The sequence below is a fragment of the Arthrobacter sp. UYCu712 genome (assembly GCF_040547005.1).
In the GTDB taxonomy this organism is placed as follows: Bacteria; Actinomycetota; Actinomycetes; order Actinomycetales; family Micrococcaceae; genus Arthrobacter.
This window is the reverse complement of sequence record NZ_JBEPOZ010000003.1, coordinates 176,703-196,362: the sequence shown is the minus strand read 5'-3', so window position 1 is coordinate 196,362 and position 19,660 is coordinate 176,703. Positions and strand designations below refer to the sequence as shown.

The window sequence follows — 19,660 nt, the reverse complement described above, 5'->3', positions numbered from 1 at the left end:
TGAGGAGGCACTTTCCACGCTATTCGCCGAGTTTGGGTTTTCCAGCAGATTTACCTGTGCGTTGGCTGGAAATCCAGGCCGGGCACCGGATTCCGCGGAGTACGAGCGGCCGGCCGCGCACCGCCGTTAACGACGAAGGCACCGGCCGTCTGCTGCGGGAAAATGGGGGAAAACCCGCCGCAGACCACCGGTGCCGGGCAGCCATCCGCATGGCCGCCGTATCACTCGCACCCTCAATGAGGTACTTACCAAGGTAGTCCCGGAGTTTGTGAGAACGCTGCGCCGAGGATGGGAGCTGGCTGTGAATCGGACCGGACTGCAATGATGGGTGCATGAGTATCCGAATTGCATTCCTGGGCTGTGGGTCAATGAACGAGGCAATCCTGGGCGGCCTGATCAAGGGCGGCACCGACCCGGCAGACATCGTCGCCACGGTCCGCCGTGCCGAGCGCGCCGCCGAACTTGCCGAACGGCACCACGGCATTACCGCCATCGCCGGCGAGGAAGAGCCGGAAAACAACAAACAGGCCACCACCGGCTCCGACGTCGTGATCCTGGGCGTCAAGCCCGTGGGCATCGCGGACCTGGCGCGGGAGATCGGTGATTCGCTGTCGCCGCACACGATCGTCATCAGCGTCGCCGCCGCAGTGTCCCTAGAGCAGCTGGAGGCCGCGCTTCCGGCCGGCCAGCCCGTGATCCGGACCATGCCCAACACTCCGGCGAAGCTGGGCCGCGGCGTCGTCTCCGTCTCCCCGGGCACCAACTGCACCACCGCGCAGCTGCAGCTGGCCAAGGACCTCCTGGTCTCGGCCGGCACCGTCGTCGAGGTCCCCGAACATCAGATCGACGCTCTGTCGGCGATCAGCGGCTCAGGCCCGGCGTACGCGTTCTACCTGGCCGAGGCAATGGCCGCCGCCGGCGTCGAGCTGGGACTCGACCCTGAACTGTCGCTGCTGATCGCGCGGGAGACCGTCGCCGGGGCCGGCTTCATGCTGGCCGAGCCGGGCGCCGATCCGACGGCGCTCCGGAGGGCCGTCACGAGCCCCAACGGCACCACCGAACGCGCCATCGCCACCTTCGATGAGCGCGGTCTCCCTGGGATCCTGGCCGACGGCGCCCGTGCCGCCGCCGCCCGGGCCGCCGAGATCACCCAGCAGCTCGCCTGACCAGCGACCCGGGAGTGACCCGGGGCTGCGACCCGGGGAGCCGGAGGGGCCCCTGTACGGGCCCCGGCCCCCGGTATACGCCGCGGCCTTACGGCCTTGCGGCGAACCGCTCGAGCAGGTCCACGTGGCCGGACACGATGAGCATGTCCCGTGCCGAGACCTTGGTCTCCGGCCGGGCGTAGGTGAAGTCCTCGCCGGGGGACTTCACGCCCACGATCGTGACCCCGTACTTGGAGCGGACCTTGGACTCCTCCAGGGTGAAGCCCACCGTCTCGCGCGGCGGGTACATTTTCACGATCGCGAAGTCGTCGTCGAACTCGATGAAGTCCAGCATGCGCCCGGAGACCAGGTGCGCGGCGCGGACGCCGGCATCGGCCTCCGGATAGATGACGTGGTTGGCGCCGATCCGGGTCAGGATCTTGCCGTGCGAAGGTGTGATCGCCTTGACCCAGAGGTGCTCAATGCCGAGGTCCACGAGGTTGACCGTGATCAGCACGGAGGACTCGATCGACGTGCCCACACCCACCACCGCGGAACTGAACTCCTGCGCGCCGAGCTGGCGGAGCGCATCGATATTCGTGGCATCGGCCTCGACGACGTGGGTCAGGACGCTGGCCCACTTCTGCACCAGCGTCCGGTCGCGTTCAATGGCCAGCACCTCGCGGCCCTGCTTGACCAGCTGTTCGGCGGTGGATGCGCCAAAGCGGCCCAGCCCGATCACCAGCACTGGGGCGTTATGGGCGGGCCGGTTGACGGCGTCTGAGGAGTTAGCCAATGATCGGTCTCTCTTCCGGGTAGTGGTACAGCTGGCTGCGCTGGCGCAGGGCCAGGGCGGCGGCAAGGGTGACGGTTCCGACGCGGCCGGCGAACATCAGGACGCTGAGGACGTAGACGCCCGACGGCGGCAGTTCGGCGCTGAGGTTGGTGCTCAGCCCCACGGTGGCGAAGGCGGAAATGGTTTCGAAAAGGACCCGGTCCAGGGACGCGCCGCTGATGTGCAGCAGCAGCAACGCCGACACCGCGACGAGCGTGGCGCCGGCCACGATCACCGAGATGGCGACCCGCATGGTGCCCTCCGGGATGGTGCGGCCGTAGATTTTCACATCGGAGTCACCGCGGGCTTCGGCCACGATCGCCAGGAACATCACGGCGATGGTGGTCACCTTGATGCCGCCCGCCGTCGACGCCGAGCCGCCGCCGGCGAACATCAGCGCATCCGTCAGCAGCATCGTGGTGGAATCCATGTGGTTCTGGTCCACCAGGTTGAAGCCGCCGGAGCGGGTCATCACGGATGCGAAGAGCGAGTGCGTGACCTTGTCGCCGAGGTCCATGCCGCCAATGGTCCGCATGTTTTCCCACTCCAGCAGGCCCCACAGCACGGTGCCCGCGGCGAGGAGGATGAAGGAGACCTGGATGGTCAGCTTGGTGTGCAGGTTCCATTTCTTCCAGTTCAGCCCGTTCTGCTGGAGCACCATGACTACGGGGAAGCCCAGGCTGCCCAGGAAGACGCCGATCATGAGCGGGATGAGGATCCACAGATCGGTCTCATAGGGGACGATGCCGTCCGAGTGCGGGGTGAAGCCGGCGTTGTTGAAGGCCGAAATCGAGTAGAACACACCGTGCCAGACCGACTGGCCGAAACTTTCCCCCAGCGTCAGGAACCTGGGGATCAGCAGGAGGGCGAGCGCCGCCTCAATGACGACGGAGGTGACGATCACGATCCTCAGCAGCGTACCGACCTCGCCCAGCCGGCCGGCGTTCATGGCCTCCTGGGCGATCAGCTTTCCGCGGACCCCCAACCGCTTGCTCACCATCAGCGCCAGCAGCGAGGCCAGCGTCAGGGTGCCGAGGCCGCCGACGAAGATGCCGATCAGGATGATGAGCTGGCCGAAGAAGGACCAGTGCACGGCGGTGGACACGACGGTCAGCCCGGTGACACACACGGCGGACACCGCGGTGAAAAGGGCCTGGTGCAGGGGAGTGGCTTCACCCGTGGCGGATGACACCGGCAATGAGAGCAGGCCCGTGAAAATCAGGATGACGACGCCGAACGTCGTCAGTGCGAGCCGGGCAGGCGAACTGTTGGCGATGTGGTCGATGAAGTCGCGCAGGCGGGTGAAAATCCACAGGCCCTCCCGCTCCGAAGCTCCCGGGTGCCAGCTGGCCGGGCTCGTGGACCTCGACTGGCGTTGCGTCATGTGTGGCTTGTCCTCGGTTGAAACGGCTTCCTCCAGTAGTAAACCACTAAACCCCGCGCAATGACGGGGGATCGGGCCGGCACGCTCCGGTAGCCTGTGATTGATGACATACCTGCCCGGACTCGCCCAGACCGCATTGCCGACGACGGTGGTGTGGGATCTGGAGATGACCGCGTACAACTTCGGCCACGGCCACCCGATGGCCCCGGAGCGGATGGAGCTCACGGCGCGGCTGGCGAGCAGCCTCGGCCTGCTGGACCTGGACCACGTCACCGTGGCGGCCCCGGACGTGGCCTCGGACGAGGACCTCCGCACGGTCCACAGCCCCGAGTTCGTCGCCGCCGTCCGGCGCGTCAGCGCGGATCCGGACACCCCGGACCTGGAGCGTGGACTCGGCACCGAGGACGATCCCGCATTTGCCGGCATGCACGAGGCGAGCGCCCGACTTGCCGGCGGCTCACTCCTGGCCGCCGCCGCGATCCTGGACGGCAGCGCGGTCCGCGCGGTGAACTTCGGCGGCGGCATGCACCATGCCTCACGCGAGCGCGCTAGCGGCTTCTGCATCTACAACGACGCCGCCCTCGCCATCCAGCGGCTGCTCGACGGCGGGGTCCAGCGGGTCGCGTACATCGACGTCGACGCCCACCACGGCGACGGCACACAAAGCATTTTCTGGGACGATCCCCGGGTGCTGACCATTTCCCTGCACGAGTCCGGGCTGACACTTTTCCCGGGCACCGGATTCGCCAACGAGACCGGCGGGCCGGGAGCACAGGGCAGTGCCGTGAACGTTGCACTCCCGGCCGGCACGGGCGATGCCGGCTGGCTCCGGGCCTTCCACGCGGTGGTGCCCCAACTGGTCGGAGCCTTCGAACCGGAAGTGATTGTCAGCCAGCATGGCTGCGATTCGCACCGGCTGGATCCGCTCACCCACCTGAACATCAGCGTGGACGGACAGCGGGAGGCCGCGACGGCGATCGGCAACCTCGCCGCCCGCCACTGCGGCAACCGCTGGATCTCCACCGGCGGTGGCGGCTACAACGTCGTCACCGTGGTGCCCCGATCCTGGAGCCATCTGATCGCGATCGCCGCCGGACGCCCGGTGCCGCTCCGCACGCCGGTCCCGGAGGACTGGCGCCGCTATGTGCGGGACAAATACGGGGCCAAATATGGCGTGGAACCGCCCGCGGTTATGGGCGACGACGTCGACCTCTGGTGGCGCTCCTGGGAGGTCGGCTTCGACCCCAACGACGAAGTGGACCGCACCGTGATGGCGACCCGCAAGGAAGTCTTTCCGCTCTACGGCCTGGACCCCTGGTTCGACTAGCGGGTCAGGAAATAGTTGATGCCATCCGGCGTATATGTCGCTAGTGTGGAGGGCATGGTGACAGACGACGTATTTGCCGTCATTGCTGAGGCAACCCGGCGTGACATTCTGGTGGCCCTCCGCAAGGGGGACAAAGCAGTGGGGGAACTGGTCCAGGAGCTTGAGGCGAGCCAGCCCACCATTTCCAAACATCTCAAAGTGCTCCGCGAAGCGGACCTCGTGAGCATGCGCGCGCAGGGCCAGAAACGCTACTACGCGCTGAACCCGAAGCCCCTGGCCGGCGTTGCCAGCTGGCTGGAGACATTCGACGTCGGTGGTCCGAAAACCGCAACGCCGGAGGCTCCGCCGGTGCCCGCCGACACCCGGCCGCAGCCTGTCCCTGACAGCATGGCGTCCGCTGCCGTGCCGGTCGCGGCGCCGCCGGCCGCCGCCGCACTGTCCGGCCGGACCGCGGGCAGCCCGCTGAGTCCCGCCGTCGTCCTCCCCGTCGGAACGGCCGGCGAGGACAAAATGCCGCAACAGATCGGACGCTCCGTGGGGCGGGCCGCCACGAAGGCCGCAGACCTGCTTGCCAACCTGCCGAAGTTCGGCCGGAAGAAGTAACCTGCGCCAACTGTCATTTCGCGGGCTACCTGCCGAGCAGCCGGACGTGGTCGGGGTTCAGCTCGGAGATCCGGCTGACTCCCAGCAGGGCCATGGTGCGGACCATGTCCGTCTTCAGGATCTGGATTGCCCGGTCCACGCCGGCCCGCCCGCCGGCCATCAGCCCGTAGAGGTAGGCCCGGCCGATCAGCGTGAAGTCAGCGCCCAGGGCCAGCGCCGCGATGATGTCCGCACCGCTCATGATGCCGGTGTCCAGGATGACGGCGGCGTCGCTGTGGTCCTTCCGCAACGCTGCGGTGACCTCGGGCAGCAGATGGAACGGGATGGGTGCCCGGTCCAGCTGGCGTCCGCCGTGGTTGGACAGGATGATGCCGTCGGCGCCGTGGTCCACCACCTTGCGGGCGTCCTCGACGGTCTGGATGCCCTTGACCACGAGCTTGCCTTTCCAGGTTTCACGCAGCCAGTCGAGGTCCTCGAACGTCAGGGTGGGGTCGAACATGGAGTTGATCAGGTCCGCCACCGTTCCCGTGTAGCGGGAGAGCGAGGCAAACGTCAGCGGCTCGTGGGTGAGGAAATTGAACCACCAGGCCGGGCGGTAGGACGCGTCCAGCACGGTCTTGAGCGTCAGGGCAGGCGGGATGGTCATGCCGTTGCGGACATCGCGGAGGCGGGCGCCGGCGACGGCCGTGTCCACGGTGACCATCAGGGTGTCGTTGCCGGCCCTGGCGGCGCGTTCGATGAGCTCCAGTGAGCGGTCGCGGTCCGTCCAGAGGTAGAGCTGGAACCAGTTCCGGCCGTCCGGGGCGGCGGCCGCGACGTCCTCGATGGACGCCGTGCCCATCGTGGAGAGTGTGTACGGGATGCCGGCTGCCGCGGCGGCCCGGGAGCCGGCGTATTCACCCTCGGACTGCATCATCCGGGTGAAGCCCGTCGGGGCGATCCCCACCGGCAGCAGCGACGGCTTACCCAGGATCTGGGTGCCGAGGTCGACCTTGGATACATCCCGCAGGATGCCGGGCCGGAACTCGATGTCGAGGAACGCCTGGCGCGCGCGGCGCAGCGTGATCTCGGCTTCCGCTGCGCCGTCGGTGTAGTCGAACGGGGCCTGGGGCGTGCGGCGCTTGGCGATGTCGCGGAGGTCCCAGATGGTGCTGGCCCTGCGGAGCCTGGCTTCCCGGCTGAACTCCGGCTTCTTGAACTGCATCAGCGGCGCGAGGTCCGAGTACTTCGGGATACGTCGCTTCAGGGCCGCCGGAACAGTCCCGGCCGCGGCACCGGACGCGTGGTTGTCCGGTGTGGTGGCTGCGGGAGTGGTGGGCGCCTCGGGGTTGCCGGGCTCGATCGTCTGCGTCATGGCTGCCTCCGGGCAGGTCTCGTGTTCCTGGGTGTCTGCGAGCCCGGCGAAACTCCGCCAGGCATGTGGTCCAACCACAGTCTAAGGGTGTGGTCCAACCACATCAAGTACGATGGGGCCATGCGCACCCACCAGCTTGTCCTGAAGTGGATCGAGGGCCAGCTCTCCAACGGCCAGCTGGCTCTCGGCGGACGGCTGCCCGCGGAGCGGTCGCTCGCCGAGCAGCTCCAGGTCTCCCGCACGTCGGTCCGTGAGGCCATCCGCGTTCTGGAGGCCATGGGCGTTCTCCGCGCCGGGGTCGGTTCCGGCCCCGACGCGGGCACCGTGGTGATTGCCGACCCCACCGCGGCCCTGGGTTCGGCCCTCCGGCTGCACGTGGCCACCTCGCACCTGCCCGTCAAGGACATTGTGGAGACCCGGGTGCTGCTGGAATCCTGGGCAGCCTCTCGGGCCCGCCCGGAGTCGCCGGCCCTTGCCGAGGCCGCCCGGCTGCTGGAACAGATGGACAGCTGTGAGGGCACGGAGGCGTTCCTCGAACTGGACGTGCGCTTCCACCTGGCGCTCGCCGATGCCGCAGGCAACGCCGTGGTCAGCGCCATGATGGGGTCCCTGCGTGAAGCCATCCAGGACTACGCGGGCCGGCTCACCGGTAACCTGCCGGACTGGAACGCCACCGCGGCCCGGCTCCGGGCGGAACACCGGGGGATCCTGGCGGCCATCAGCGCCCACGACGGCGGCCGCGCGGCGCAGTTGGTGGCGGACCACATCGAGGGCTACTACGCGGAGGCCGGGCTGGGATCCGGGGCCTGACCTGCCTGCCGCGGCTGGAATGTTACGTCCCGGATTTTGCGGCGGAGGCAATGCCGGAGCTATGGTCGGGGTTATGACAAACCGTTGGTATGCGTATTTTTCGTTGGCTCTGGAGGGGCCCGCGTCGAGCTGACACGCATCCAACCTTCCTTCAGAGCCAACAGGGCAGAGATCATTCTCTGCCCTTCGCCATTTCTCGGCGGGTTCTGATCAGGGCCCGCTCCGCATCCCGGAACAGGACCCGAACATGAGCATCGAAGCAGCCCACGAATCCCAGCAGGCCACCTCCAATCTCCGTGTCAGCGAGTTCACCCCGCTGCCCACCCCGCAGGCCGTGATGGCTGAATTGCCGCTGGACACGCGGACCGCCGAAGTCGTCGGCCGGGGCCGGGATGAGGTCCGCGCCATCATGGACGGCGTCGATGACCGCCTCCTGGTGATCGTCGGTCCGTGTTCCATCCATGACCCCAAGGCCGGGCTGGAATACGCCCGCCGGCTGGTCAGCCAGGCCGAGAAGCACCGGGAAGACCTGCTTGTCGTCATGCGCACCTACTTCGAGAAGCCGCGCACCACGGTGGGCTGGAAAGGCCTGATCAACGATCCCCGGCTCGATGGCAGCCACGACATCGCCGGAGGGCTCCGCGCCGCCCGCCGATTCCTGCAGCAGGTCACCGCCCTCGGGCTGCCCACGGCCACCGAATTCCTCGAGCCGATCAGCCCCCAGTACATGGCGGACCTGGTCTCCTGGGGAGCCATCGGCGCCCGCACCACCGAAAGCCAGATCCACCGGCAGCTGGCCTCGGGCCTGTCGATGCCGATCGGCTTCAAGAACGGGACCGACGGCGCCCTCCAGGTCGCGCTCGACGCCTGCAGCGCCGCCGCGGCGGCCCAGGCGTTCCTCGGGATCGACGGCGAGGGCCGGGCCGCGCTCGTCTCAACGGCCGGGAATCCGGACACCCACATCATTCTCCGCGGCGGACGCAAGGGCCCCAACTACTCGGCCGCCGACGTCGACGCAGCCTCCGCCGCGCTGTCCGCGCGGCAGCTGAACCCGCGGCTGATCGTGGACGCCAGCCACGCCAACAGCGGCAAGAACCACCACCGCCAGGCCGAGGTGGCCCTGGAAATCGGCGCCCAGCTGGAGAACGCGGGGGAGTCGGCGGGTGCCATCGCAGGAGTCATGCTGGAGAGTTTCCTCGTCGGCGGGGCGCAGAACCTCGACGTCGCGGATCATGCCGCCGGGAGTGACGATCTGGCCTACGGCCAGAGTGTCACGGATGCCTGCATGGACTGGGACGTGACGGTATCGGTCCTCGGGCAGCTGGCGGCGTCGGCCCGGATACGCCGCACGAAGGCGTAGGCTCGGCAATCTTTGCCGATTCCTGCGGAAAGTCCGTAGGGATTCCTGCGAAACCTTTCACATTGGCACCACGAGCACCTAGAGTTACTAACACATGGTTGTTAGATGGCTCAGCATCGGCACACCGCCATGTCATTCAGATGGGCTGCCGTTCGCTTGAGCAAAAGGAATAGAGATGTCTCCTGAGGCAAATTTCTCCAACGCACGCTTCTTGACCGTGGCTGAAGTCGCGGAACTGATGCGGGTGTCCAAAATGACTGTGTATCGCCTCGTCCACTCCGGAGAGATGCCCGCTGTCCGCTTCGGCCGCTCGTACCGGGTGCCGGAAAATGCCGTGGAACAGTATCTCAAGGGTGCTGTTGTTGACGGACACACGGAGACTGCCTGAGTTTTGCGGAACCGGATACCGGCCGCGGGCACCATACCGGGGTCGCGGTCATGGTGTGCCCCGGATAGGCGGTACCCTGTTAAGGAACGTTTTACGTCATTGTAAGAACCTGTCAGTTGTACAGTCTGCTGCTTAGCCCGCGGACCCTTACCAACCGGCAGGTACTACATCTAGCCGGTAAGGAACTTTCGTGGGTTCAGTTATTAAGAAGCGTCGCAAGCGTATGGCCAAGAAGAAGCACCGCAAGCTGCTTCGCAAGACGCGCCACCAGCGCCGCAATAAGAAGTAGCAATACTTCGCACTGCGTGAAATGCCCGTTGCCTACCCGGCGGCGGGCATTTTCTTTTGCCCTGGCCCGGCGGCCGAAGTGGCCCCCCGGAGCGGCGGCCCGAACCGGCGCAGTGAACGGATCAGCCTGCTGGTCAGCGGGTGGGGCCGCGGAAGCGGGAGAATCCCCGCCAGAGGCCGTAGATGGCACCTCCCACCGTTGCGGCCTTGAGGCCCAGCGTGGCGGCCCGGCGTCCGGAGCGGAAATCGTAGACCGGCCAGTTGTGCTCGCGGGCGTGGCGGCGCAGCCGGGAGTCGGGGTTGATGGCGACGGGGTGCCCCACCATGCTCAGCAGCGGGATGTCGTTGTGCGAATCGCTGTAGGCCCAGCACCGGTTGAGGTCCAGGCCCTCGACCCGGGCAATCTCCTTCACGGCCACTGCCTTGGCCGGCCCGTGCAGGATGTCGCCCACCAGGCGGCCGGTATACGAGCCGTCCAGGATTTCGCCGACCGTGCCTAGGGCACCGGTCAGGCCGAGCCGGGTGGCGATCACCGTAGCGACCTCGATCGGCGTCGCTGTCACCAGCCAGACCCTGCGGCCCACCCTGAGATGCTGTTCGGCCAGGGCTTTGGCTCCGGGCCAGATCCGGGACTCGATCATCTCGTCGTAGACTTCTTCGCCGAGCGCCTCGACGTCTTCAACCGTGAATCCCGAGGCCAGCGTCAGGGCGGAGTCCCGGACGGCGTGCACGTCGTCCATGTTTTCCCCGCGCAGCACGAACATGAACTGCTTCCAGGCGAAACCGGCGGCCTGCGGGATCGTGAACGCGCCGCGCTGGTGCATCTTGCGGGCCACGTGGAAGAGGCTGGCGCCCTTCATGAGGGTGTTATCGACGTCGAAAAAGGCGGCTTCGCCGTGCTGCGGTGCTGCAACAGGCCGCGTGACCACAGCGACGTACTTCTCCTCGGGCATGCCTCGAGTCTAGTCAATGCCTGATCAGGTTCCGTCGCCTGGGGGTTCCGGCGGCCCGCGGCGCCGCGCTTCGACGCCGGACGGGGTGCGGGACTACCGTGGAACCATGCCCAAGCCCGCGACCCTGCCCGACGTCGTTCTGATCACCAAAGCCGACTGCCATCTGTGTGCGGAGGCGCGCGCCGTCGTCGGACGTGTCACGGATGCCCTCGGGATCGGGTGGAGGGAGCAACCGGTGGATGACGATGCGGAATTGCGGGAGCGTTTCGCGGAGGAGATCCCCGTGGTGCTCGTCGACGGCATCCAGCGTGATTTCTGGAAGATCGATGAAGTCCGCCTGGCGCGGACCCTGCGACGGGCGCTGGACACGCAGCCCTGAACGTGACTGCTTTGTTGGCTGAACTGCGGGGGCTTTAGAGTGGGAAGCACAACGCGACGCAATGGAGCAGATAGTGACTTCGCTGGACTCATCCCCCGAGGCTGTGCCCGGGGCGGCCGGGACTGCCGCCAAGCAGATTCCGCCCGCGGCCGTGGCCCGGCTGACCATTTACCTGCGCGCCCTCACCACGCTGCTGGCCGATGGCGTGGACCGCGTCTCCTCCGAATCCCTGGCCGAGGCGTCCGGCGTCAGTCCGTCGACCCTGCGCAAGGACTTGTCCTACGTGGGGTCCTACGGAACGCGCGGAGTGGGCTACGAGGTTCAATACCTGAACCGGAATATTGCCGCCGCCCTGGGGCTGACGCACGACTGGAAAGTCGCGATCGTCGGCGCCGGCAACCTGGGCAAGGCTCTCGCCCGGTACGGCGGCTTTGAATCCCGAGGATTCGACATTGTGGCGATTTTCGATGCCGACCAGATGGTGGTGGGCAGCGAGGTGGGATGGCTTCGGGTCAGCGACGCGGCCGACCTCGAACCGGTCCTGCAGCGGACGGGCGCCAACATGGTGGTCCTGGCACTTCCAGCCGCAGTGGCGCAGAGCGTGTGCGACAGGGTCGTTGCCGCCGGAGTGCGGAGCATCCTCAGCTTCGCGCCGGTGATGTTGCAGGTTCCGCCGGGAGTCAACCTGCGCAAAGTGGATATGGCGACCGAACTCCAGATTTTGGCCTATCACGCACAAAGGACGCAGGATCCGGAGGATGCTGACTAGCCTCAGTCAGACCTCCCGGTTCCCGCGCCCTGTGCGCTGAAGCCTGCGGACTACTTCCGGAACGTGCCACCCGGCTGGCCGTAGGGATTGGCGAACGGCTGCTGCTTGCTGAAGTACGGCGACGTCGCGGGCAGGTACAGCATCACGATGGCCGCAATGCCGGCGAGCACCGCAAGGGTGCCGATGCTCAGCGGGAAGAGGCTGAAGACCGACAGCGCGGCGAAGACCGTGCCCAGGATCCTGGCCCAGTTCTTCCCCTTGCGGACGTTGAGGGCGACGACGGCGTACAGTGCGGCGCTGATCACGGCGAAGACGACGATCGTACCGACGAGGAAGGGCTTGATCTCGCTGAAGTTGACCTCCGCGGCGCCGCTGGCCGCCATCTGGTCTTCAAACATGTTCCGCACCGCCGGGGTGTCCAGCGTGAAGATGGCCAGCAGGAGCGAGAGCAGCCACACTGCGCCGGAGCCGACGATCAGCCAGAACGCGATATTGACGAGCTTGGGCACGCCACCGGGAGCCTGCTGCTGGCCGGCGGGGTACTGGGCGGCGTAGGGGGACTGGCCGTACTGCGGGGCCTGGGGGGACTGCTGGCCATACTGCGGCGCTCCGTACTGCGGCGCCTGCTGTCCGTACTGGGGAGCCTGCGGGGCCTGCTGGCCGTACTGGGGAGCCTGCGGGGTCTGCTGGCCGTACTGGGGAGCCTGCGGGGTCTGCTGGCCGTACTGGGGAGCCTGCGGGGTCTGCTGGCCGTACTGCGGAGCCGGCGGCGACTGCTGGCCATACTGCGGCGTGGGCTGATCGCCGGGGACGGAGCCGTCCGGGTTTGACGGCGGGACTGGAGGATTACTCATGGTCGGTCCTTTGTAAGTCGATCGGGATCGGCTACCGGGACCAGTCATCCTGCCCTGCCCCCAGCATGGTTTACTTCAACCGTACAGCGGGCCAGCCGCGGCGCGGATCATTCCGGAGAGGTATTCTCAACCGAATCCGGCGGCAGGGTCCGTGCGCCGAAGAAGCCGCCACGGGGCAGGTGCCCCGCTGCGGCCTCCCGCCGTGTGCTGCGGCCGGGCCGCGCGTCAGGCGCGGCCCCGCAAGGACGCGAACCAGGCCTGCGAATTTGGCAGCCACATCAGCCCGGTGGCCGCGAGGCTGATGATGAAACCGGGCCAACCGCTGCCGTTGCGGCCGTCCGCGGCGCCGGCGCCGATGATGGCCAGGAGCAGGGACACCCCGGCGACGATTGTGAGGGCGAACCGTGCCCACTCCCGGCCTTCCTTCATTTTCATGGCCAGGATGATCTGCGCCGCGGCCAGCGCCAGTGCCACCAGCACCAGCAGAAGCAACAGGACGCCGATGCCCGGCACGACCGCCAGCAGGACAAAGGACCCGAAGAGGCCGATGACGCCGCCCAGCAGCCCGAGGAGGCCGCCGATCAGCCACACCCAGTAGGACACCTTCAATTCGGTAGGCATTCCGGTGACGCTGAACATCCCGGAGAAGCCGCCGCGGGGCATCACGTCGTTGAAGTTCCTGGGCCGGTCGGCGGGCATCTCAAAGCGGAACCCTCCCGCGGCCCCAGGCTGCGCCGGTGCCTGGTAGCCCGGTTGGGGTGCCTGGTAGCCCGGCGATGGCTGGTAGCCCTGCTGGCCCGGTGCCTGGTGGCCGGGCGGCCGGTAACCCTGCTGTGGCGGCTGGTAGCCCTGCTGTGGCGGCTGATAGCCGGCCGGCGGGGGCTGGTATCCCTCTGGGGCCGGCGGACTGACCCGGGGCGGCTCGGCGCCGGTGGGCGGATCGCTGCTGGGCTTCGGCGGTCGGGCATCCGGCTGCTGCGGCGGGGGTACCTCATTTGGGTTGCTCATGGCTCTCACTGTAGACCGCGATACAGCCCTTATCTACGGAATTTCAGCCCGTTGCGGGCCATATCGGGACTCCCCTGGAGGGGCCGTCCCGGCGGGCGAGAATACCGGCGTCCGGGGTTTCCTTCGCTTAAACACAGCACCCCGCTTCGTCGCAGTGACGAAGCGGGGTGAAGCTGCAGGTTCTGACTATGCTGCGGGAGCGATGAAGGCCAGTTCGAGGCTGACGGCAACCTTGTCGCTGACCAGCACGCCGCCGGCATCCAGCACGGCGTTCCAGGTCAGGCCGAAGTCCTTGCGGCTGATGGTGGTTTCAGCGGACAGCCCGGCGCGGGTGTTGCCGAACGGGTCAACGGCCACGCCGTTGAACTCGGTCTCCAGGGCCACCTGGCGGGTGACGCCCTTGATGGTGAGGTCGCCCTGCAGCTCATAGGCGTCGCCCTTGGCAACGATGGAGTTGGACACGAAGGAGATCTCCGGGAACTTCTCGACGTCGAAGAAGTCTTCGCCGCGGACATGGCCGTCGCGGTTGACGTCGCCGGAGTCGAAGCTCGCGGTCTTAATGGTGGCGTTCACCTTGGAATCGGCGACGTTCTCGGCGAGGTTCAGGGTAGCTTCCGCATCCTTGAACTGGCCGCGGACCTTGCTGATGCCTGCGTGGCGGACGGTGAAGGCAATCTCGCTGTGCGAGTTGTCGAGCGTCCAGGTGCCGGTGGTGACGTTGGCGGGAAGAGCCATGGTGTTTCTCCTTGAGTCGGGTGGGTGGTGCGGTAGGTCTGATCGTCACCTGAAACCTCATTTGTTGAAGTCTCAACTAACTGCTTCACCAAGTATAAACATGCATTTGCATCTTTTATTCCAACGGTGGGGAACATTTCTCAAATCTCTTCAGTTCTACTTCTTGTAGAAGATTTCGAATCGCCCGATATCTTTGAGAAACTGGTACACATGCCCCAAGCCACTGTTCACTTGCTTCGCCACGGCGAGGTCCACAATCCCGATGGCGTCCTGTACGGCAGGCTGCCGGAATTCCACCTCTCCGAGCTCGGCCGGGAGATGGCGCAGATGCTTGCGGAGCACTTCAGTGAGCGGTCCGCGCAGGGGGTGAAGATCGTCCACCTCGCCGCCTCGCCGCTGACCCGGGCACAGGAGACGGCGCAGCCCATCTCCGAGGCGCTCAATCTCGAGATCACCACCGAGGGACGGATCATCGAGGCCGCCAACTACTTCGAGGGGCTGCACGTCTCCAAGGCGGAACTCTTCAGGCCCCGGCACTGGCCGATGCTGCGCAACCCGTTCCGGCCCTCCTGGGGGGAGCCCTACAAGGAGCAGGCCGCCCGGGTCATCGCCGCCGTCCAGGACGCGCGGCTGCGGGCCATCGAACTCGGCGGCGACGGCGCCGAGGCCATTCTGGTCAGCCACCAGCTGCCCATCTGGGCCACCCGGCTCAGCGCCGAAGGCAAACCGCTCTGGCATGATCCGCGTAAGCGGGAATGCACCCTCACCTCGGTCACGTCCCTCGTGTTCGACGACGACGGCGCCCTTGTGCGCGTCGACTACAGCGAGCCCGCCGCCGTCCTCCTGCCCGGTGCGTCCAGCACCCCGGGAGCCTGAGCATGACAGGCGGTAGTTCACCCTTGTCCGGATCGCCGCTGTCCCGCCGGCGCATGCTGAGTGCGGGCGGCGCGGCGGCGCTCGCCGTCGTGCTGGGGCTCTCCGGCTGCGCGCAAGAGGATGCGCTCGCCAAGCAGGCCAAGGCCGGCGACAACAAGAACTACGTGGCCGGCGACGGGTCGGTGACGGAGTTCGCCGTCGCGGACCGCAAGAACCCCATTGCCATCAACGGCACCCTGTTCGATGGGACGGCCGTGTCCGCTGCGGATTTCCAGGGCAAGGTCACAGTGCTCAACTTCTGGTTCGCCGCGTGTGCCCCGTGCCGGGTGGAGGCGCCCTCACTGGAGGCCCTGCACCAGGATTTCAAGAGCCAGGGTGTGCAGTTCTACGGTGTGAACCTGCGCGACGAGAAGGCCACCGCCGAGGCGTTCGACAAGACGTTCAACCTCACCTACCCGAGCTTCAACGACAAGGACGGCGCCGTGCTGCTGGCCGTCTCCGGCCTTGTCCCGCCGGGGGCGGTGCCCACCACGCTGGTGCTGGACAAGCAGGGCCGGGTGGCCTCCCGTGTCCTCGGCGAAATCCAGAAGGGCACCCTGAAGTCCCTTATTGCCGCCGCCGTGGCCGAGTAGCGGACGGCCCGCCATCGTGAACAGCCCCTTCGCCGAAGCCATCCTGAACGGTTCCCTCCTGCTTGCCATCCCCGTGGCGCTGCTGGCCGGATTCGTCTCTTTCCTGTCGCCGTGCGTGCTGCCCCTCGTCCCGGGCTACCTGGGCTACGTCACTGGACTGACCGGCGTCGACCTCCAGAAGCAGAAGCGCGGCCGGATGCTGGCCGGCATCGGGCTCTTTGTCCTGGGCTTTTCGGTGATCTTCGTGCTGCTCGGCGGGGCGTTCGGCCAGCTGGGGACGCTGATCACCGGGTCGCAGAACAAATGGATCACCCAGCTGCTCGGCGTCCTCGTGATCGTCATGGGCGTCGTGTTCATGGGCGGCTTCGGCTGGCTCCAGCGCGACGCCAAGATCCATGCCAAGCCGCCCGCCGGGCTGTGGGGAGCGCCGCTGCTGGGCATCACCTTCGGGCTGGGCTGGGCACCGTGCATCGGGCCCACCTATTCCGCCGTCCAGCTCCTGAGTCTGTCCGGCGGATCCTCCGCCGCCAAGGGCGCCTTCCTGGCCTTCGTGTACAGCCTGGGGCTGGGCATCCCGTTCCTGCTGATCGCCCTGGCCGTGCGCCGGGGCATCGGCGTGATGTCCTTCTTCCGCAAACACCGGCTCGCCATCCAGCGCACCGGTGGCGCCATCCTGATTGTGCTGGGCCTGCTAATGGCCAGCGGCGTGTGGGGAACCTGGGTTTCCGGGTTGCAGTACTGGTTCCAAACCGATGTGAAATTGCCGATCTGATGAGCGAGCGAGTGAACGTAGAGAAGAAGTCCCCGGCCCCCGGCACCACGCCGGAGGGCACGCCTGTTCCGGCCGACAAGCCCACCGCAGATGCTGTATCCACCGCTGTATCCACCGCTAAAGCGGAGGCTGTCCTCCCGGTCCTCGGCCCGCTGGGCATGCTCCGCTGGGCCTGGACCCAGCTGACCAGCATGCGCACGGCGTTGTTCCTGCTGCTGATGCTCGCGGTCGCGGCGGTGCCCGGCTCGCTGTTCCCGCAGCGGCCCGCCAACCCGTCCATCGTCACGCAGTACATCAAGGACCACCCGGACTACGGCAAGCTCCTGGACACGCTCCAGCTGTACGACGTCTACTCCTCGGCGTGGTTCTCGGCCATCTACATCCTGCTGTTCATTTCGCTCATCGGCTGCGTCGTTCCCCGGGCCATCGCGCACTACAAGGCCATGCGCTCCCAGCCGCCGCGCACGCCAGCCCGGCTCTCCCGCCTGCCTGAATACGGCACGCTCGTGATCCCTGCCGACGCCGGGATCCCGGCGTCGGCGGCCATCACCGAGGCGGCCGGACTGCTGAAGAAGCGCGGCTACCGCGTCGATGTCCGGGACCGCGACGGCGCGCGGCCGTCCCTCGGGGCGGAGCGGGGCTTCCTGCGGGAAGTCGGCAACCTCGTCTTCCACACCTCGCTGATCGGTGTCCTGGTCTCGGTCGCGGTCGGCGGCCTGTTCGGCTACAGCGGCCAGCGGATCCTGGTGGAGGGCGACACGTTCGTCAACACCCTCGTCGGCTACGACCAGTTCACCCCCGGCACCAACTTCCAGAGCAGCCAGCTGCAGCCGTACTCGGTCCAGCTGGACAAGTTCCAGATCACCTTCGACCGCGAATCGAAGGGCAAGTTCGGCCAGCCCATCGACTTCAAGGCCGACGTGACCACGAAGGAAACCCCAGACTCGCCCGCCAAGAAGGACATGCTGAAGGTCAACGACCCGCTCGCGCTGGGCGGCACCAGCATCTACCTCACCGGCAACGGCTACGCGCCGGTGGTCACAGTCCGCGACGGCGCCGGCAATGTGGCCATGCAGGGCCCCGTGGTGGCCAAGCTCCAGGGCGACAACTATTACTCCTCCGCAGTCATCAAGGTCCCCGACGCCAAACCGGAACAGCTCGCCTTCGCCGGCTTCTTCCTGCCCACGGCTTTCGTCACCGAGGAAGGCGTCTCCTTCAGCGGCGATCCGGAGCTGATCAACCCGCAGCTGACCCTGAACTCGTACTACGGCGACCTCGGCCTGAACGACGGCGCCCCGCAGAACGTCTTCGAACTCGACGTCAAGAAGCTGACTCCGCTCAACGCCCGGAACCTCGACGCCGGCGGCATCACGCTCACGCCCGGCGCCAGCTTCACCCTGCCTGACGGCAAGGGGTCCATCAGCTTCGACGGCGTCAAGCGCTACGTCGGCGTGGACATCCACCACAACCCCGGCCAGCTCTACGCCCTGATCTTCGCACTCCTGGCGGTCGCCGGCCTGGTCACCTCGCTGTACGTCAACCGCCGCCGCGTCTGGGTGCGGACCGGAACCCACGCAGACGGGCGCACCATGGTGGAATACGGCCTCCTGGCCCGCGGCGAGGATCACCGGCTCGCCGGTGAAGCCGCCGGCATCCGGTCGCTGCTCGCAAAGGAATGGGAACTGGACGGCGGCGCCTCCGCTGGCTCCCAGTCAGCTCCCAGCGGGAAAGCGGATAATGACCGGGCGGCTGCGGACATGCCCGGCGCCAGCCCGGAGCAGGCCGCCCAGGACAGTTCCGCAACAGACTCCATCCCGTCATCAGCCGGCTCGCCTGAGTCAAAGAAGGATCAGTAATGCTCCCCATCAACGAAACCATGGGCCAGTACAGCGAGCTGTTCATGCTCCTCGCGGCCGGCACCTACACGGTGGCGTTCATCGCCTTCGCCTGGGACCTGGCCAAGAGCAGCAAAGTATTGCGCGCGGTGGACCTCAAGGCTGCCGGGCTCGCTGACGCCGAGGCGGCGCGCGTTCCGGTCGCTGCCGGCGTAGGCGCCAGCGGTGCCGTTGACCGCGCAGACTCGGACGTGGCCGGGCCTGTCGGCCGGGCCGAGCGCCCGTCGTCGTCCGTCTCGGGCAGCACCGGCGACGGCGGAAGCGGGATCGGCCGGACCGCCGACAGCGCCATGCGCTACGCCGCCGAGCGCCGCGTCCCCGCACGGGTCGCCGTCGCCCTGACCGTACTCGGCGCTGCCATCCACGCGGCCGGTGTCATCACGCGGGCCATCGGAGCCGGCCGGGTGCCGTGGGGCAACATGTACGAGTTCCTGACCACCGGCGCGTTCGTCGCCGTGGCCGTCTTCCTGCTGGTGCTGATCCGCCGCGACCTCCGCTTCCTGGGCACCTTCGTGATCGGCCTGGCCATCATCATGCTGGTCGCGGCCGCCGTGGCCTTCTGGACGCCCGTGGGCCACCTGGTGCCGGCGTTGCAGAGCTACTGGCTGATCATCCACGTTTCCATCGCAGTGATCTCATCCGCGCTCTTCACCCTGACGTTTGCGATGTCCGCGCTGCAGCTGGTCCAGGCCCACCGGCAGAAGACCGTCGCGGCCGGCGGCGGTGACAAGCTCGGGTTCATGCGCCTGGTGCCGTCGGCGCTCAGCCTCGAGAACCTCTCCTACCGGATCAATGCCATCGCCTTCGTCGGCTGGACCTTCACGCTTATGTTCGGTGCCATCTGGGCCGAGAAGGCCTGGGGCCGGTTCTGGGGCTGGGACACCAAGGAAGTCTGGACCTTTGTGATCTGGGTGGTCTACGCCGGCTACCTGCACGCCCGCGCCACCCGCGGCTGGACCGGAACCCGCGCGGCCTGGCTCTCAATTGTCGGCTACCTCTGCGTCGTCTTCAACTTCACCATTGTGAACCAGTTCTTCAACGGACTGCACTCCTACTCGGGCCTGTAGACGCTGCGCACGCGGTCCTTCCCGGGCCGCGGGAACACGTTTCGCCACACCACGATTCGCCTCGAATGGCCGCTAAGCCGCCCCGCTTAGCGGCCATTCGCGTCCGTCGGGCGGGGGGCTTGCCGGGCGGGCCCGGGCCACGGTGAAGGGTTGGTTCAGGAGATGCCGGGGAAGCCCGCGGGGAGGACGCACAGGAGCATTCTGCGGCCGCGCGGCCGGGGTCCGA

21 protein-coding genes are annotated in these 19,660 nt (G+C 67.2%); 14 read left to right on the top strand and 7 right to left on the bottom strand.

Going from position 1 to position 19,660, the window contains the following annotated elements; all coding sequences use genetic code 11:
• Positions 1-332: 332 nt before the first annotated feature.
• Positions 333-1,166: a pyrroline-5-carboxylate reductase gene (proC, locus tag ABIB51_RS04650; protein ID WP_354185936.1), complete on the top strand. Its 834-nt coding sequence runs from the start codon at positions 333-335 to the stop codon at positions 1,164-1,166.
• 88 nt (positions 1,167-1,254) lie between these two features.
• Here the strand turns inward: proC and ABIB51_RS04645 are convergent, their stop codons facing one another.
• The gene (locus tag ABIB51_RS04645) at positions 1,255-1,893 is read right to left on the bottom strand and encodes a potassium channel family protein (protein WP_502916073.1); all 639 of its coding nucleotides are present in this window, start codon (positions 1,891-1,893) and stop codon (positions 1,255-1,257) included.
• Positions 1,894-1,933: 40 nt separating this feature from the next.
• Positions 1,934-3,364, bottom strand: coding sequence for a TrkH family potassium uptake protein (locus ABIB51_RS04640; protein WP_354185932.1), 1,431 nt, complete (start codon positions 3,362-3,364; stop codon positions 1,934-1,936).
• A 103-nt stretch (positions 3,365-3,467) separates the two neighbouring features.
• Between ABIB51_RS04640 and ABIB51_RS04635 the strand changes: the two genes are divergently transcribed.
• Together ABIB51_RS04635 and ABIB51_RS04630 are read left to right on the top strand one after the other, a co-directional pair.
• Entirely contained in the window at positions 3,468-4,691 is a 1,224-nt protein-coding gene (locus tag ABIB51_RS04635) for an acetoin utilization protein AcuC (RefSeq protein WP_354185930.1), read from the top strand.
• 54 nt (positions 4,692-4,745) lie between these two features.
• Entirely contained in the window at positions 4,746-5,294 is a 549-nt protein-coding gene (locus ABIB51_RS04630; RefSeq protein WP_354185928.1) for an ArsR/SmtB family transcription factor, read from the top strand.
• Positions 5,295-5,319: 25 nt separating this feature from the next.
• Here the strand turns inward: ABIB51_RS04630 and ABIB51_RS04625 are convergent, their stop codons facing one another.
• Positions 5,320-6,648 carry an alpha-hydroxy acid oxidase gene (locus ABIB51_RS04625; RefSeq protein WP_354186194.1) on the bottom strand — a complete coding sequence of 443 codons (1,329 nt, stop codon included), beginning with the start codon at positions 6,646-6,648 and terminating at the stop codon, positions 5,320-5,322.
• Positions 6,649-6,768: 120 nt separating this feature from the next.
• Between ABIB51_RS04625 and ABIB51_RS04620 the strand changes: the two genes are divergently transcribed.
• From ABIB51_RS04620 to ABIB51_RS04605, 4 genes are all read left to right on the top strand, one after another.
• The gene (locus tag ABIB51_RS04620) at positions 6,769-7,458 is read left to right on the top strand and encodes a FadR/GntR family transcriptional regulator (RefSeq protein WP_354185926.1); all 690 of its coding nucleotides are present in this window, start codon (positions 6,769-6,771) and stop codon (positions 7,456-7,458) included.
• A 247-nt stretch (positions 7,459-7,705) separates the two neighbouring features.
• A complete protein-coding gene (locus tag ABIB51_RS04615; protein ID WP_354185924.1) occupies positions 7,706-8,818 on the top strand; it encodes a 3-deoxy-7-phosphoheptulonate synthase in 1,113 nt (370 codons plus the stop codon).
• A 175-nt stretch (positions 8,819-8,993) separates the two neighbouring features.
• Entirely contained in the window at positions 8,994-9,206 is a 213-nt protein-coding gene (locus ABIB51_RS04610) for a helix-turn-helix domain-containing protein (protein WP_354185922.1), read from the top strand.
• 190 nt (positions 9,207-9,396) lie between these two features.
• The gene (locus tag ABIB51_RS04605; protein WP_003792170.1) at positions 9,397-9,495 is read left to right on the top strand and encodes a 30S ribosomal protein bS22; all 99 of its coding nucleotides are present in this window, start codon (positions 9,397-9,399) and stop codon (positions 9,493-9,495) included.
• Between the two features lie 133 nt (positions 9,496-9,628).
• Here the strand turns inward: ABIB51_RS04605 and ABIB51_RS04600 are convergent, their stop codons facing one another.
• A complete protein-coding gene (locus ABIB51_RS04600; RefSeq protein ID WP_354185920.1) occupies positions 9,629-10,447 on the bottom strand; it encodes an HAD family hydrolase in 819 nt (272 codons plus the stop codon).
• Positions 10,448-10,553: 106 nt separating this feature from the next.
• Between ABIB51_RS04600 and ABIB51_RS04595 the strand changes: the two genes are divergently transcribed.
• Together ABIB51_RS04595 and ABIB51_RS04590 are read left to right on the top strand one after the other, a co-directional pair.
• Positions 10,554-10,826, top strand: a complete 273-nt coding sequence (locus ABIB51_RS04595; protein WP_354185918.1) for a glutaredoxin family protein — start codon at positions 10,554-10,556, stop codon at positions 10,824-10,826.
• Between the two features lie 73 nt (positions 10,827-10,899).
• Positions 10,900-11,595: a redox-sensing transcriptional repressor Rex gene (locus ABIB51_RS04590; RefSeq protein WP_354185916.1), complete on the top strand. Its 696-nt coding sequence runs from the start codon at positions 10,900-10,902 to the stop codon at positions 11,593-11,595.
• Between the two features lie 50 nt (positions 11,596-11,645).
• Here the strand turns inward: ABIB51_RS04590 and ABIB51_RS04585 are convergent, their stop codons facing one another.
• From ABIB51_RS04585 to ABIB51_RS04575, 3 genes are all read right to left on the bottom strand, one after another.
• Positions 11,646-12,449: a hypothetical protein gene (locus ABIB51_RS04585; protein WP_354185914.1), complete on the bottom strand. Its 804-nt coding sequence runs from the start codon at positions 12,447-12,449 to the stop codon at positions 11,646-11,648.
• A 225-nt stretch (positions 12,450-12,674) separates the two neighbouring features.
• A complete protein-coding gene (locus ABIB51_RS04580; protein ID WP_354185912.1) occupies positions 12,675-13,457 on the bottom strand; it encodes a hypothetical protein in 783 nt (260 codons plus the stop codon).
• Positions 13,458-13,643: 186 nt separating this feature from the next.
• Positions 13,644-14,192 (bottom strand): YceI family protein, encoded by a 549-nt coding sequence (locus ABIB51_RS04575; RefSeq protein ID WP_354185910.1) that lies wholly within the window; start codon positions 14,190-14,192, stop codon positions 13,644-13,646.
• A 210-nt stretch (positions 14,193-14,402) separates the two neighbouring features.
• Here ABIB51_RS04575 and ABIB51_RS04570 point away from each other — a divergent pair, with 210 nt between their 5' ends.
• Genes ABIB51_RS04570 through ccsB form a run of 5 tightly spaced genes read left to right on the top strand, consistent with a single transcriptional unit; the run spans position 14,403 to position 19,434 of the window.
• A complete protein-coding gene (locus ABIB51_RS04570; protein ID WP_354185908.1) occupies positions 14,403-15,068 on the top strand; it encodes a histidine phosphatase family protein in 666 nt (221 codons plus the stop codon).
• A 2-nt stretch (positions 15,069-15,070) separates the two neighbouring features.
• On the top strand, positions 15,071-15,700 hold the full coding sequence (locus ABIB51_RS04565; protein ID WP_502916069.1) for a TlpA family protein disulfide reductase: 630 nt from the start codon (positions 15,071-15,073) through the stop codon (positions 15,698-15,700).
• A gap of 16 nt (positions 15,701-15,716) precedes the next feature.
• Entirely contained in the window at positions 15,717-16,472 is a 756-nt protein-coding gene (locus tag ABIB51_RS04560) for a cytochrome c biogenesis CcdA family protein (RefSeq protein WP_354185906.1), read from the top strand.
• Positions 16,472-18,328: a cytochrome c biogenesis protein ResB gene (gene resB / locus ABIB51_RS04555; protein WP_354185904.1), complete on the top strand. Its 1,857-nt coding sequence runs from the start codon at positions 16,472-16,474 to the stop codon at positions 18,326-18,328. Before ABIB51_RS04560 ends, resB begins: the two co-directional genes overlap by 1 nt.
• The gene (ccsB, locus tag ABIB51_RS04550) at positions 18,328-19,434 is read left to right on the top strand and encodes a c-type cytochrome biogenesis protein CcsB (protein ID WP_354185902.1); all 1,107 of its coding nucleotides are present in this window, start codon (positions 18,328-18,330) and stop codon (positions 19,432-19,434) included. The genes resB and ccsB overlap by 1 nt, the downstream gene beginning before the upstream one ends.
• Positions 19,435-19,660: the final 226 nt, after the last annotated feature.